Below are 12,896 nucleotides of genomic sequence, written 5' to 3'. Positions count from 1 at the left end.
TACCCCTGCTCGACGGCGAAGAGCTGCGGCTCCCCGGCGACCCGCCACAGCTCCGGGCGGGCGGTGTCGATCAGCCGGTGGTCCGGCAGCAGCCACTGCTCGTCGAACGGCCCGAGCGCCACCCGCACCGGGTCCGGGCAGGGCCCCGACTCGCGCGCGAAGCGCGTGGTGCCGGTCCGCTGCCCGGGCAGCGCGCCCACCGTGCTCGCCGGGGTCCGCGCCCGGCTCGGCCGGAACAGCGCCTCCCGCTCGGCGCCCCCGGCGGCCACGAGCCGGTCCCACCGGCTCCGCAGGGTGCGGGCGTCCGGGGCGACGATCCATGACCGCCCGAACCGCAGCGGGGCCACGGACCACGGCATCAGCTCGTCGAGACGTACGTATTCCGTCACGCCCCGCATGCTAACGACGCCTGTCCGTACGGGGCCAGCGCCGGCCGCGCCGGGGCGGATCCGTCAGCGGCGCCGCCGGCGGCGCCGCGAGGGTTCCGACCGGGCCGCCGGTTCGAGCGGTGCGAGGTCCTCCAGGAGACGGCGGTACGCCTCGGGGTCCTGCTCGAAGTCCGCACCGGCCGCGAGGGCGGCCCGGTCGGCGTCCTGCCCCCGGAGCAGGTCGACCGAGGTCTGGGCGAACCGCTCCCGCAGGCCGTGCCGTTCGGCGTCGGCCAGCAGTCGGCGCAGCTCGGCGACCGCGGCCTCGGCCTCGGCCCGGGCCGCCGGCCCGGCCCGGAGCCTGTGGCTCAGCCCGGCGGCGGGGGCCGCCTTCTCCAGCAGCGGGCGCAGTCGGGCTGCGAACTTCCGGGCGGTCGCCGCCACCGCCCGCGCCTGCGGTCCGGCCTCCCGCAGCACCCACAGGGCGCGGACCAGGTCGGGGTCGGGCACCGCGCCGAGCTCCCCGCGCCGCCCGGCGTCCCGTACCGCGTCCACCGCCCGCGCGTGGTCCTCGGACGCCCACCCGGCGGCCTCGGCCAGCCGGATCGCGCGCCGCACGAGCCGCGCCTCCACCCCGAGGACCCGGGGGAGGGCGCGGAGGTTTCCGCCGACCAGTCCGGTCAGGATGAGCAGCACTCCCAGCAGCAGGAGGGTGTCGGAGGCGGAGAGGTCCTCCTCCGAACCGGCGTCGACGTCGTACAGGTCCCCCCGGTCCGGCCCTTCCGTGAACATGAACCCGGATGCCCAGCCGTAGCCCCGGCTGTCCCCGTAGTTCGGCGCCTTGAGGAGGTCGCTCCGGCCGACGTCGCAGTGGTACGGCCCCTCCCGCGTCTTCTTCGCGTACGGGTCGGTCCACCGGACCCGGCAGGTGCCGTCGGCCTTCTCGTGGACCACCGCGAGGTCGATCTGGCGCGTCGCGGGCAGCCCCGCGTCCGGCTCGGTCGCGTACAGCCCCACCGAACACGCGAAGAGCGCGAAACCGGCGGTCAGGACCCAGCGGAAGAAAGGTACGTGCCTCATGTGGTCACCCCCCGCCGTCAGCCTGGCACGGTGCGGGCCGGAGGGCGAGGGGCCGGTTCCGGCAGCGTGTCGCCGCCGTCCCCGCCCGCCTCCGGCAGGCACCGCCGACCCGCGGGCGTCAGTGCGCCTCCACCGTGACCGTGAAGGAGAAGCGGTCGCCGCGGTAGCGGATGCGGGCCACGTCGACGACCCGGCCGTCCTCGTCGTAGGTCACGCCCGTGTAGTGGAGGATCGGGGAGAGCAGCGGGACCTGGAGCAGTCCCGCCGTCTCCGGGTCCGCGAGGCGGGCCTCGACCGTGTCCGTGATGCGGCTGATCCGCACCCCGACCACGTCCCGCAGCACCTTCGTCATCGGCCAGCGCTCCAGATCGGCCGGGTCGATCGCGGCGGCGAGCTCGGGCCGCACCGCGTTCTCCGCCCAGTTCGTCGGCTCGCCGCTCTCCCCGTCGCTGCGCAGCCGCCGGTACGCCACGACCTCCGGCACGTCCGGGAAGTACTCCGCGAGCTCCCCGGGCACCGGCTCGGTGCCGTGCCCGAGGACCGTCGTCCGCTCGCCCGACTGCTGGGCCACGATCGCGTCGATCGAGCCGAGCAGCCGGCGCGGGGTGGACCGCCGGGCGCCCGGCTCGATGAAGGTCCCGCGCCGCCGGTGCCGGCTGATCAGGCCCTCCTCCTCCAGCTCCTTGAGGGCCTGGCGCATGGTCAGCACGCTCACGCCGTAGTGGGCGGCGAGCTGCTCCTCGGTGGGCAGCCGCAGCGAGGCGTCGGACGTGCGGCCCAGTATCGAGGCGCGCAGCGACTGCGAGACCTGATACCAGAGCGGCAGCTTGCGGTTCAGGACCAGCGAGTCGGGAGCGAAGGCGGTCACGGGTTCTCCGTACGAAGGCTACGGGCTTACGGCCGAGACATTACGGCCGGAAGTGGCGCTCAAGACCCTGCCATACGTCGTCGTATCCCTTCTGCAGATGGTCGGCGCCCGCGGCCTGCGGGGTCATGATCACCGGCCAGCGGGTCTCGAACATGAACGCGAGGCCGTCGTCGATCTTCTGCGGCTTCAGCTCGGCGGCGCTGGCCCTGTCGAAGGTCTCCCGGTCGGGACCGTGCGCGGACATCATGTTGTGCAGCGAGCCGCCGCCGGGCACGAAGCCCTCCGCCTTCGCGTCGTAGGCGCCCTCGATGAGGCCCATGTACTCGCTCATCACGTTCCGGTGGAAGTACGGCGGCCGGAAGGTGTCCTCGCCGACGAGCCAGCGCGGGGCGAAGACCACGAAGTCGACGCCCGCCAGCCCCGGGGTGTCGGAGGGGGCGGTGAGGACCGTGAAGATCGACGGGTCGGGGTGGTCGTAGGAGATCGTCCCGATGACGTTGAAGCGGCGCAGGTCGTAGACGTACGGGGTGTGGTTGCCGTGCCAGGCGACGACGTCCAGCGGCGAGTGGCCGTACGTCGCCGACCAGAGGTTGCCGCAGTACTTGTTGACCACCTCGACCGGGCCCTCGACGTCCTCGTAGGCGGCGACCGGGGCGCGGAAGTCACGGGCGTTGGCGAGACCGTTGGCGCCGATCGGGCCGAGGTCCGGGAGCTGGAACGGCGTGCCGTAGTTCTCGCAGACGTAGCCCCGGGCCGTCTCGTCGAGGAGCTCGACGCGGAAGCGGACGCCGCGCGGGATCAGCGCCACCTCGCCCGGGCGGGCGGCGAGCAGGCCCAGCTCGGTGCGGAGGAGGAGGCCGCCGCGCTCCGGGACGATCAGCAGCTCGCCGTCGGCGTCGCCGAAGACCCGCTCCATGGAGGCGTTGGCGTGGTAGAGGTGCACGGCCATGCCGGTGCGCTGCGTCGCGTCGCCGTTGCCGCCGAGGGTCCACAGTCCGGCCAGCCAGTCGGTGCCGGGCGCCGGCTCGGGCAGCGGGTTCCAGCGCAGCCGGTTCGGGTCCGGCACGGTCTCGGCGAACGGGGCGCCGGCGAGGCTGCCGTTGTCGATCCGGGTGAACGGCGGGTGCGCGGCCGACGGGCGGATCCGGTAGAGCCAGGAGCGGCGGTTGTGGGACCGCGGCTCGGTGAAGGCGCTGCCGCTGAGCTGCTCGGCGTAGAGGCCGAGGGGTGCGCGCTGCGGCGAGTTACGGCCGTCCGGCAGCGCGCCGGGGACCGCCTCCGAGCTGTGCTCGTTGCCGAAACCGGTGCTGTAGGTGAGCGCTTCGGCCGTCTTCCTGGCCTGCTCCGTGGTCATCGACCGCTCCTGTCCTGAGCCCGCAAGGGAATCCTATGCATGACCGTAGGATTCCGCGCGCCCTGCGTCAATGGCGCGCCGGTGCGCCGCGGCGGATTGGTGCGTGCACATGGGGTCCAAAAACATGAACACTGCTCTACTCTCACGCGCATGTCGTGGACCCGAAGGTTCGTCTCCGTGCTCTCGGTCGTGCTCGTGGCTCTCGCCGCGGCCCTGTTCACCCCTCCTCCCGCCCAGGCCCACGAGGAGCGGCCCGTCACCTTCCCCGACGGGACCGGCAGCGTGCCGGAACTCCGCACGGGCGAACCCGACCTCCTCGTCTGCAAGACCGACCGCGCCGACTTCGAGCGCCGGATCTCCGGCTTCCCGGCCGGCCTCAAGGCCCGCAACCTCGCCCTCTTCGAACGCTGCACCCGCACCGGCCACCGCCACCTCCAGCAGGCCGTCGACGCCGTCGACCGGCCCGGCCTCACCATCGCGGTCCTCCCCGGCCTCTACGAGGAGGAGCCCTCCCTGCCGCCGCCCACCGGCGCCTGCGCCACCCTCGAGGCCCCCAGGTCCGCACTCGGCTACCAGATCCTCAGCTACGCCCAGCAGCTGCGGTGCCCGCACAACCAGAACCTGGTCGCGATCCTCGGCAAGGAGAACCTCCAGATCGAAGGCACCGGCGCCTCCCGCCTCGACGTCGTCATCGACGCCAAGTACCGGAAGCTCAACGCCATCCGCGCCGACGGCTCCGACGGCGTCTACCTCCGCAACTTCACCGCCCAGCGCACCACCTTCAACTCGCTGTACGTGCTCGCCGCCGACGGCTTCGTCATCGACGACGTCCTCACCCGCTGGAACGACGAGTACGGCTTCCTGACCTTCGCCTCCGACCACGGCCTCTACAAGAACTGCGAGTCCTACGGAAACGGCGACTCCGGCATCTACCCCGGCTCGGCCTCGAACATCAACGACGGCCACGGCTACGACGTCCCCCGCTACTCCATCGAGATCACCGGCTGCCGCAGCCACCACAACATGGTCGGCTACTCCGGCACCGCCGGGGACTCCGTCTACGTCCACGACAACGAGTTCGACCACAACATGGGCGGCGCCTCCATGGACTCCGCCTTCCCCGGCCACCCCGGACTCCCGCAGAACCACGCCCGCTTCGAACGCAACCTGATCCACGACAACAACCAGAACTACTACCCGTACGTCGCCGACGGCACCTGCGCCAAGCCCCCCGTCGACCGCGGCTACGAACAGGGCGTCGTCTGCCCCCAGATCTCCATGCCGCCCGGCACCGGCGTCATCACCGCCGGCGGCAACTGGAACCTCTACGAGGACAACTGGGTCTACGGCCACCAGCGCGCCGCCTTCTTCCTGAGCGCCGTCCCCGCCTTCATCCGCGGCGAGTCCGCCTGGGGCAAGCAGACCGACACCTCCCACCACAACCGCTACGCCGGCAACCACCTCGGCGTCGACAAGGCCGGCCACGCCCGCCCCAACCGCACCGACGTCTGGTGGGACGGCCAGGGCGGCGGCAACTGCTGGCAGTCCGACGCCGGTGCCGCCACCCCCGGCGCCCCGCCCACCTGCGGCACCCGCCGCGGCGAGGTCTCCGGCTCCACCGACCGGCTCGTCGGGGAACCCGTCAAACTCGCCCAGCTCCTCGTCTGCGCCGACTACAACGTCCAGGCGCGCCGCCTCCCGGCAGGCTGCGACTGGTACGGCGCCCGCGGCCTCCAGCGCGTCGAGACCCAACTCGCCCTCGGCAGCGCCCTCGTCCTCGCCCTCGCCGGCGGCGCCCTCTGGTGGCGCCGACTGCGCGGCCACCGGCTCGCCGGCGCGGCCACCCTCCTCGGCCTCGTCGGTCTCGCCCTCGACGTCGCCGGCTCGACCCTCGCCCTCACCCCGACCGTCCTCCCCTCCGTCGCGCTGCTCCTCACGGGCGTGTGGTGGATCCTCCTCGGCCTCGCCCTGCACCCCGCCCGCCCGGCCTTCGCCCGGACCACGATGGTCCTCGGCGCCCTCGCGCTGCTCGACGCCTTCGACAAGGCCGTCCTCATGGTCCCCGGCCTCCCCGTCGGCCCCGCCTGGCTCCGCCTCCTGCTCGGCGTCGTCTGGGTCCTGTGGGCGGTGATCGCGGCCGGCACCCGCACCGACCGCACCACCGACCCCTCGGCCCGGCCCCCGGCCGACCCACCGGCCGGCCGTCCGGAAGCGGCGACGGCATGACGCCCCGCCGCCCCGCCTCATCCCTGGCCGCCGTCGCCCCGACCGCCGCTGCCCTGGCCGCCACCGCCCTGCTCCTCGCGGGCTGCGGCGGCCGGGCCACCACCCACCACAAACCCGGCACCAGCCATCAGGAGGCCACCGGCGGCAACGGCACCCTGCTCCCGGCCCGCGACGAGAGCGGACACCGGCTCCGTGAACTCCCCGCGGCGGACGCGCCCACCGTCAGGGCCGAAGCCCGTCCCGACTCCGAGGGCGGCTGGAACGTCCACCTCACGGTGGAGAGGTTCCGCTTCACCCCGGAGAGCACCGGCGGCGCGGCCCCCCCGGGCCGCGGCCACGCCCGCCTCCTCGTCGACGGCCGGGAGGCCGCCCGCCTGTACGGCCCCTGGGGCCACGTGCCACCCGGCGCCCACACCCTGACCGTCCGGCTCCACGCGGACGACCACACCGTCTGGGCCGTCGCCGGCACCCCCGTCCAGACCACCGTCCGCCTCGGCACCACCCCTTCCACCTCCGCTCCCGCCACCTCCGCCCCTGCCGCGTCCGCCGCCTCCGCCCCTGCCACGTCCGCCGCCTCCGCTCCCGCTTCCGGCACGGCCGCTCCCGCCGGCTCCGCCCCCTCCGCGCCACCGAGCCCCCGGCCCACCGAGCCCGGCCGGACCGTCACCCTCACCATCACCGGGAAGGCCGTCCAACCACCCCCCTCCCGCATCGAGTTGAAGAAGGGCGAGCTCCTCACCCTCCGTATCACCGGTGACCGCGCCGACACCCTCCACATCCACGGCTACGACCGCGAACTGTCCCTCTCTCCCGGCGTGACCGCGACCCTCACCCTCACCGCCGACCGCACCGGCCTCTTCGAGGTCGAGACCCACGAGTCCGGACTCGTGCTGACCCAACTCCTCGTCCGATGACGGCCGTCACCGCCGCCCACCTCGCGGACCCCTCCCGCATCGGCCCCCTCGGGCTCCCGCTCGCCCACGGCGTGGGCTCCCGGCACGACCTCCCCCTCTCTCCCTTCTACGCCTATGCCGGCGCCTTCACCGCCCTCCTCTTCTCCTTCCTCGCCCTCGGGCTGCTCTGGTCCTCCTCCCGCTTCCGTGGCGACCTCTCCGGCCGCCCGCTCCCCGCCGTCCTCCAGCGGACCGCCGACGCCCCCGCCACCCGCGGCGCCCTCCGCCTCCTCGGCGCCGCCACCGCACTCGTCTTCCTCCTCCACCTCCTCCTCGGCCCCGACGACCCGGACCGCAACCCCGCGCCCGGCGCCCTCTACGTCCTGCTCTGGGTGGGACTCGTCCCCGCCTCCCTCCTCCTCGGCCCCGTCTGGCGCCTCCTCAACCCCCTGCGCGCCCTCCACGCCCTCCACCCGTCACGGAAGCCGCGCCCCCTGCCCGCCGCGCTCGGCATCCGGCCCGCCGCCGCCGGACTCCTCCTCTTCACCTGGCTGGAGCTCGTCGCCCCCGCCAACACCTCCACCACCACCCTCCTGATCGCCCTCGCCGCCCACACCGCCGTCCAACTCCTGGGCGCCGCCCGCTACGGCGACCGGTGGTTCGCCCACGCCGACCCCTTCGAGGTCCACTCCTCCCTTCTCGCCCGGCTCTCACCCCTCGGCCGGCGCGCAGACGGCCGACTGGTCCTGCGCTCCCCCCTCCACGGCCTCGACTCCACCCCCCAGACCCCCGGACTCGTCGCCACCGTCTGCGTCCTCCTCGGCTCCACCGCCTACGACGGCCTCTCCGACAACCCCCGCTGGATCACCACCCTCCAGACCTCCCCCCTCGGCCCCGTCCCCACCGCCACGCTCGGCCTCCTCGCCGCCGTCGCCCTCGCCGCCGCCTGCTACGGACTCTGCGCCGGCGCCCTGCGCCTGATGAACCCCGGACTCACCACTCCGCTCACCTCCTTCGCCCATTCGCTCGTGCCCATCGCCCTCGGCTATCTCACGGCCCACTACTTCTCACTCCTCGTGACCGAAGGGCCACGTACCGTCATCATGGCAGGGGGTACTGACAACGCCCCCTCGCCCGCTCCACCACTGGGCCCCGGGGGCCTCGCCACCCTTCAGATCGCCGCGATCGTCACCGGCCACGTCCTCGGCGTCGTCGCCGCGCACGACCGGTCCGTGCGCCTCCTCCCGCCCGCCCGCGCCGTCGCCGGCCAACTCCCCCTGTTCGCGCTGATGATCGCGTACACCCTCGGCGGCATCGGCCTGCTGATCGCCTGATCCGGACCGGAGCGGCATCATGGACCCCGTGCCCCAGACCCACCCCCGAACCCAGCCGGCGCTCCGCCGCGCCCCCGTGCAGCGGCGCAGCGCCGAGCGGCTGGCCCGGATCCTCGACGCCTGCGCCGCACTCCTCGACGAGACCGGGTACGAGCAGCTGAGCACCCGCGCCGTCGCCACCCGTGCCGGCGTCCCCATCGGCTCCGTCTACCGCTTCTTCGGCAACAAGCGGGCGATGGTCGCCGCCCTCGCCCACCGGAACCTCGACCGGTACGCCGAGCGGGTCTCGGAGCGGCTCGCCGGGGCGCCGGTCCTCGACGCGCACGGAGCCATCGACGGCGTCCTCGACGAGTTCATCGAGATGAAGCGGACCGTCCCGGGATTCGCGCTCGTCGACTTCGGCGTGCCGGCCGCCGCACCCGGAGAAGCCGCGGCGGCCGGCTCGGCGGACGGCCCGGCCGAGGCCGCCGCCGAGGACCCCAACCGGCTCGTCGCCGAGCGGATCTGCGCCCTCCTCGCCACCCACCTGGGCCGCACCGCCGACGAGGAGCTGCACCGGAAGGTGCTCGTCGGCGTCGAGACCGCCGACGCACTGGTCCGGCTGGCCTTCCGCACGGACCCCGCCGGGGACCCGGCGCTCGTCGCCGAGACGCGGTGCCTGCTCCACGCGTACCTGGCGCCCTCGCTCTCCTGACCTTCGCAGGCCCCCTCCCGCCCGTGCCTACCGGTCGGTAAGCTCGGCGCCACCCGACGCACCCAGGGAGACGCCATGCCCACCGCCCTGCGCATCTGCCCCCTCTGCGAAGCGACCTGCGGACTCACCCTGACGCTCGACGGGAGCCGCGTCACCGGGGCGCGCGGCGACCGCGACGACGTCTTCAGCCAGGGGTTCGTCTGCCCCAAGGGCGCCTCCTTCCCGGAGATCGACGCCGACCCCGACCGGCTCCGCACCCCTCTGGTCCGCAAGGACGGCAGACTCCAGGAGGCCACCTGGGCCGAGGCGTTCGACACGATCGCCGCCCGAATCCGGCCGATCGTCGAGGAATACGGACCGGACTCCGTGGGTATCGTCCTGGGCAACCCCAATGTGCACACGATCGCCGGCGCCCTTTACCCGCCCCTGCTGGTCGGCGCGTTGCGCACCCGGAACCTCTTCACCGCCTCCACGCTCGACCAGATGCCCAAGCACGTCTCCAGCGGCCTGCTCTTCGGAGACCCGCTCGCCGTCCCCGTGCCGGACCTGGACCGCACCGACCACCTGCTGATCCTCGGAGCCAACCCGCTGGACTCCAACGGCAGCCTGTGCACCGCCCCCGACTTCCCCGGCAGGCTCAAGGCGCTGCGCCGGCGCGGCGGCACCCTCACCGTCGTCGACCCCCGGCGCACCCGCACCGCCCGCCTCGCCGACCGGCACGTCGCGATCCGCCCCGGCGCCGACGCGCTGCTCCTCGCCGCCCTCGTCCACACCCTCTTCGACGAGGAACTCACCGACCTCGGCCCGCTCGCCGCCCATGTGGAGGGCGTCGAGGAGGTACGGGCCGCGGTGCGGGAGTTCGCCCCCGAGGCGGTCGCCGCCGCCTGCGACGTGGACGCGGACACCATCCGCGCCCTCGCCCGGGAGCTCGCCGCCGCGCCCACCGCCGCCGTCTACGGGCGGATGGGCAGCTCCACCGTGGCGTACGGCAGCCTCGCCAACTGGCTCGTCGACGTCCTCAACGTCCTGACCGGCAATCTCGACCGGCCCGGCGGCGCGCTCTTCCCGCTCTCCGCCACCGCGCCCGCGCCACGCCCCGCCGGACCCGGCAGGGGCTTCGCCCTCGGTCGCCGGCACAGCAGGGTCTCCCACCATCCCGAGGTCAAGGGGGAGTTGCCGCTCGTCGCCCTCGCCGAGGAGATCGAGACGCCGGGGGAGGGGCGCATCCGCGCGGTGATCACCGTCGCCGCCAATCCCGTCCTCTCCGCCCCCGACGGGGACCGCCTCGACGCGGCCCTCGGCTCCCTCGACCTGATGGTCGCCGTCGACCCGTACCTCAACGAGACCACCCGCCACGCCGACGTCCTGCTGCCCCCGCCGCCGCCCTCCCGGAGCGCCCACTTCGACTTCGCCTTCAACTCCTTCGCCGTCCGCGACCAGGTCCGCTACACGCCGGCGGCCCTCCCCCTCGAAGCGGACCGCATGGACGAGTGCGAGATCCACGCCCGGCTGATCCTCGCCGTGTCCGGGATGCACGGCGCCCCGCCGTCCGCCGTCGACGACCTGGCCGTCGACACGACCCTCGCCAAGGCCGTGACGCAGGAGCACTCGCCGGCGTACGGCGCGGACCCCAAGGAGTTCGCCGCCCGGCTCTCCGGGGCCACCGGGGCCGAGCGGCGACTCGACCTGATGCTGCGGCTCGGGCCGTACGGCCTCACCCTCGACGAGCTGAAGGCGCACCCGCACGGCATCGACCTCGGCCCGCTGAAGCCGCGCCTGCCCGCGCTCCTCAAGACCCGCAGCGGACGGATCGAACTGTTCCCGGCGCCCCTCGCCGCCGATCTGCCCCGGCTGCGGGCCGCCCTCGACGCCGTACCGGAACCGGGGACCCTCCAGCTCGTCGGCCGCAGGCACCTGCGCTCCAACAACAGCTGGCTCCACAACACCCCCGCGCTGGGCGGGGGATCGAACCGCTGCACCCTCCAGGTGCACCCCCGGGACGCGGAGCGGCTGCGGCTGACCGACGGCGGAATCGCCCGGGTGAAGGGCGAGGGCGGAGAGGTGGAGGTGCCGGTGGAGGTCACCGACGGCGTGCGGCCGGGCGTCGTCAGCCTCCCGCACGGCTGGGGGCACGACCGGCCGGGCACCCGGCTCGCCGTCGCCTCCGCGCGCCCCGGCGTCAACGTCAACCAGCTGCTCGACGGATCCCGGATCGACCCCCTGTCCGGCACGGCCGTCCTGAACGGCTTCCCCGTGGAGGTCTCACCTCTTTAGGTCTCGTCCCTTCAGGTCGCCCACGGAGGTCGCCCCTTCAGGCCGCCCACGAAGGTCGCCCCTGTAGGTCGCCCATGGAGGGCGCCCCGACGATCACCCCCGTCGTGACCTGGGGTTTTGCTCGTATTGCTCACGCGTCAACATCTTGTTAAGGGCAGAAGAGGGCACCTACGGTCATCCGGACCGCCGCTCGGCGGCAGTTCAAGGGTGAACGTGAGGTGTCCTCCATGCTGACCGTCCTCGGCTTCGCCATGATCGCGACCTTCCTGGTCCTGATCATGCTCAAGAAGATGTCGCCGATCGCGGCGCTCGTACTGATTCCCGCGCTGTTCTGCGTCGCGGTCGGGCAAGGGGCCCAGCTCGGCGACTACGTCATCGAAGGGGTCGGCAAGCTGGCGCCGACCGCCGCGATGCTGATGTTCGCGATCGTCTACTTCGGCGTCATGATCGACGTCGGCCTCTTCGACCCGATCGTCCGGGGCATCCTGCGCTTCTGCAAGGCGGACCCCGTCCGGGTCGTGGTCGGTACGGCGGTGCTCGCCGCGATCGTCTCGCTGGACGGCGACGGCTCCACCACCTTCATGATCACCGTCTCGGCGATGTACCCGCTCTACAAGCGGCTCAGGATGAGCCTGGTGGTCATGACGGGTGTCGCCGCCACGGCCAACGGCGTCATGAACACCCTGCCGTGGGGCGGGCCCACCGCCCGCGCCGCCACCGCGCTCAAGCTGGACGCCGCCGACATCTTCGTGCCGATGATCCCCGCGCTCGGCGTGGGCCTGCTCTTCGTCTTCGCCCTGGCGTACGTGCTCGGGCGCCGTGAGCGCAAGCGCATCGGCTACCTGACCCTCGACGAGTCCCTGGTCCCGGAGACCGGCGCGGTGCTGGTGACGGCGGGCGGCGGCAAGGGCGAGGGCGAGGGCGGCGGCAGGAAGGCCGCGGGCTCCACCGGTGACGCCCCCGGCGCGGCGGCCGGTGCGAGCACCGGCGAGGGCGACGGGTTCCAGGGGCTCGACCCGAACCGGACGACGCTCCGCCCCCGGCTGTACTGGTTCAACGCCGCCCTGACGGTGGCGCTGCTCGCCGCGATGATCCTCGAACTGCTGCCGATCCCGGTGCTGTTCCTCCTCGGCGCCGCCCTCGCGCTCACCGTCAACTTCCCGAAGATGGCCGAGCAGAAGGAGCGGATCGCCGCCCACGCGGACAACGTCCTCAACGTCGCCGGCATGGTCTTCGCCGCCGCCGTCTTCACCGGCGTCCTCACCGGCACGGGCATGGTCAAGCACATGGCCGACTGGCTCGTCGGCGCCATCCCGGCGGGCATGGGCCCGTACATGGCCCTGGTCACCGGCGTGCTGAGCCTCCCGCTCACGTACTTCATGTCGAACGACGGCTTCTACTTCGGCGTGCTCCCCGTCCTCGCGGAGGCGGGCGCGGCCCACGGCGTGTCGCCCCTGGAGATCGCCCGCGCCTCCCTGGTCGGCCAGGCCCTGCACATGTCGAGCCCGCTGGTCCCGGCCGTGTACGTGCTGGTCGGCATGGCGAAGGTGGAGTTCGGCGACCACACCAGGTTCACGGTGAAGTGGGCCGCGCTGACCTCGCTGGTCGTGCTGGCGGCGGGAATCCTCTTCGGGATCATCTGACCCCGCCGGACCGCGTCGGACCCCGCCTCCCACGGGCGGGGAGTGAGCCGGACGGGTGGAAGTCGGAGGGTGGCGCGCCGGGTCGCCACCCTCCGTGCCCAGTTTGTGACAGATAGTCGGATTATCGCAGCAAGCGCCCGATGAGTTCACGACTGGAGGACC

At 73.5% G+C, this 12,896-nt stretch carries 10 protein-coding genes; 6 read left to right on the top strand and 4 right to left on the bottom strand.

All coding sequences use genetic code 11. The annotated features are described in order from the left end of the window. The 4 genes from K7G60_RS30930 to hmgA form a co-directional block, all read right to left on the bottom strand. On the bottom strand, positions 1–398 hold a 398-nt coding region (locus tag K7G60_RS30930; RefSeq protein ID WP_308082661.1), incomplete at its 3' end, for a type ISP restriction/modification enzyme. Between the two features lie 54 nt (positions 399–452). After that, positions 453–1,448, bottom strand: coding sequence for a hypothetical protein (locus K7G60_RS30925; protein ID WP_225804285.1), 996 nt, complete (start codon positions 1,446–1,448; stop codon positions 453–455). Positions 1,449–1,566: 118 nt separating this feature from the next. After that, positions 1,567–2,316, bottom strand: coding sequence for a GntR family transcriptional regulator (locus K7G60_RS30920; RefSeq protein WP_225804284.1), 750 nt, complete (start codon positions 2,314–2,316; stop codon positions 1,567–1,569). A 40-nt stretch (positions 2,317–2,356) separates the two neighbouring features. Then, a complete protein-coding gene (gene hmgA, locus K7G60_RS30915; RefSeq protein WP_225804283.1) occupies positions 2,357–3,670 on the bottom strand; it encodes a homogentisate 1,2-dioxygenase in 1,314 nt (437 codons plus the stop codon). A 150-nt stretch (positions 3,671–3,820) separates the two neighbouring features. Here hmgA and K7G60_RS30910 point away from each other — a divergent pair, with 150 nt between their 5' ends. The 6 genes from K7G60_RS30910 to K7G60_RS30885 all read left to right on the top strand — a co-directional run bounded on the left by K7G60_RS30910 (position 3,821) and on the right by K7G60_RS30885 (position 12,734). Next, positions 3,821–5,896 (top strand): right-handed parallel beta-helix repeat-containing protein, encoded by a 2,076-nt coding sequence (locus tag K7G60_RS30910; RefSeq protein ID WP_225804282.1) that lies wholly within the window; start codon positions 3,821–3,823, stop codon positions 5,894–5,896. Continuing rightward, entirely contained in the window at positions 5,893–6,810 is a 918-nt protein-coding gene (locus tag K7G60_RS30905) for a hypothetical protein (protein WP_225804281.1), read from the top strand. Before K7G60_RS30910 ends, K7G60_RS30905 begins: the two co-directional genes overlap by 4 nt. Beyond that, the gene (locus K7G60_RS30900; protein WP_225804280.1) at positions 6,807–8,123 is read left to right on the top strand and encodes a hypothetical protein; all 1,317 of its coding nucleotides are present in this window, start codon (positions 6,807–6,809) and stop codon (positions 8,121–8,123) included. Before K7G60_RS30905 ends, K7G60_RS30900 begins: the two co-directional genes overlap by 4 nt. A gap of 19 nt (positions 8,124–8,142) precedes the next feature. After that, positions 8,143–8,817 carry a TetR/AcrR family transcriptional regulator gene (locus K7G60_RS30895; RefSeq protein ID WP_225804279.1) on the top strand — a complete coding sequence of 225 codons (675 nt, stop codon included), beginning with the start codon at positions 8,143–8,145 and terminating at the stop codon, positions 8,815–8,817. Positions 8,818–8,892: 75 nt separating this feature from the next. Further along, positions 8,893–11,091, top strand: a complete 2,199-nt coding sequence (locus K7G60_RS30890; protein ID WP_225804278.1) for a molybdopterin-dependent oxidoreductase — start codon at positions 8,893–8,895, stop codon at positions 11,089–11,091. Between the two features lie 227 nt (positions 11,092–11,318). After that, positions 11,319–12,734 (top strand): CitMHS family transporter, encoded by a 1,416-nt coding sequence (locus tag K7G60_RS30885; protein WP_225804277.1) that lies wholly within the window; start codon positions 11,319–11,321, stop codon positions 12,732–12,734. The last annotated feature ends 162 nt before the right edge of the window (positions 12,735–12,896 follow it).

This window comes from Streptomyces sp. NK15101 (assembly GCF_020400725.1).
GTDB lineage: Bacteria > Actinomycetota > Actinomycetes > Streptomycetales > Streptomycetaceae > Streptomyces.
Note: the sequence above shows the minus strand (reverse complement) of the source record. Positions and strands in the feature narration are given on the sequence as shown.

Bases quoted from the DNA above. Each gene is read 5' to 3' on its own strand.
- K7G60_RS30925 (WP_225804285.1), bottom strand. From the start codon at position 1,448: ATGAGGCACGTACCTTTCTTCCGCTGGGTCCTGACCGCCGGTTTCGCG.
- hmgA (WP_225804283.1), bottom strand. From the start codon at position 3,670: ATGACCACGGAGCAGGCCAGGAAGACGGCCGAAGCGCTCACCTACAGC.
- K7G60_RS30910 (WP_225804282.1), top strand. From the start codon at position 3,821: ATGTCGTGGACCCGAAGGTTCGTCTCCGTGCTCTCGGTCGTGCTCGTG.
- K7G60_RS30905 (WP_225804281.1), top strand. From the start codon at position 5,893: ATGACGCCCCGCCGCCCCGCCTCATCCCTGGCCGCCGTCGCCCCGACC.
- K7G60_RS30900 (WP_225804280.1), top strand. From the start codon at position 6,807: ATGACGGCCGTCACCGCCGCCCACCTCGCGGACCCCTCCCGCATCGGC.
- K7G60_RS30895 (WP_225804279.1), top strand. From the start codon at position 8,143: ATGGACCCCGTGCCCCAGACCCACCCCCGAACCCAGCCGGCGCTCCGC.
- K7G60_RS30890 (WP_225804278.1), top strand. From the start codon at position 8,893: ATGCCCACCGCCCTGCGCATCTGCCCCCTCTGCGAAGCGACCTGCGGA.
- K7G60_RS30885 (WP_225804277.1), top strand. From the start codon at position 11,319: ATGCTGACCGTCCTCGGCTTCGCCATGATCGCGACCTTCCTGGTCCTG.